The organism is Pseudomonadota bacterium (genome assembly GCA_022361155.1).
Taxonomy (GTDB): domain Bacteria; phylum Myxococcota_A; class Polyangia; order Polyangiales; family JAKSBK01; genus JAKSBK01.
On record JAKSBK010000511.1, the window covers coordinates 1 to 1,017 of the forward strand.

Annotated in this window: 2 protein-coding genes; both read right to left on the reverse strand. The window is 65.4% G+C overall.

Annotated features, from left to right (window positions below; all coding sequences use genetic code 11):
* Window positions 1-435, reverse strand: a 435-nt coding sequence (locus tag MJD61_19045; protein ID MCG8557360.1) for a CoA transferase subunit A, incomplete at its 3' end; no start/stop codon positions are given.
* Window positions 436-456: 21 nt separating this feature from the next.
* On the reverse strand, window positions 457-1,017 hold a 561-nt coding region (pcaG, locus tag MJD61_19050; protein MCG8557361.1), incomplete at its 5' end, for a protocatechuate 3,4-dioxygenase subunit alpha.

Genomic DNA, 1,017 nt, shown 5'->3' on the forward strand with positions numbered 1-1,017 from the left:
GAACGGACAGGTGACCTGTCTGATGTTGGAATTGACCTCGGGCAGTTGAACACCCCGATAGCCGCGAAAGACCGCACAAGGCAGGCCCGCCGCGCCGGCTTCGTAGGCATTCGCCATCGCCGCGTGCGAGTGTTCCTCGATCTCGATCTGGCGCGGATAGCCGTTTTCCAGCGCGTCGCGCAGCCGCCGCAGCGGCCCCACGCCGGGATTGCCGGCGAACGAGAAGATCACTTTCCTGACGCAGCCCATGCCGATCATCTGGTCGTACACGATGTCCGGCGTCATGCGCGCCACGGTCAACTCCCTGCGGCCCTGGCGGATGATCTCGTGGCCGGCGGCGTGCGGGATCAGGTGGGTGAACCCTTCCAGCGCGATCATCTGCCCGTCGGTGACGAACTTCGCCACCGCTTCGCCGAGTTCCATGAATTGGCCCATGGTCAGTTCGTCGCCCGCTGATCAGATATCGAAAAAGATGGTCTCGCCTTCGCCCTGCAGGCGGATGTCGAAACGGTATTCGCCCTTGCCCGTGCGCTCCGCGATCAGCGTAGGCACGCGCACCTGGTGCTCGATGCGCGTGAGCAGCGGGTCCTGCGCGTTGGCGTCGGCCTCGTCGGGGAAATACATGCGCGTGTGCAAACCGACATTGATGCCGCGCGCGACCACCCAGAACGTGATGTGCGGCGCCTGCATTCGACCGTCGGGGAAGGGCACCTGGCCGGGCTTGACGGTTTCGAACACGAACTCGCCGGTCGCCATGTCGCCGGGGCTGCGGCCCCAGCCGGTGAAGTTGGGATCGGGCTTGCCGCGCGTCTCATTTCGCGCCGGGTAGAGCCCTGCCGCGTCCGCCTGCCAGATTTCGATCAGCGCGTCCTTGAGCGCCGTGCCTGTGCCGTCGAGCACCTGGCCGCGGATTGTGATGCGTTCGCCCTTGGTCCTGTCGTTCACCATCGCCGCGCCCAGGTCGGCCGGATAGACGCCCTCGATGCCGCAGAAATTCGGTACGCAGCCGATATGCAA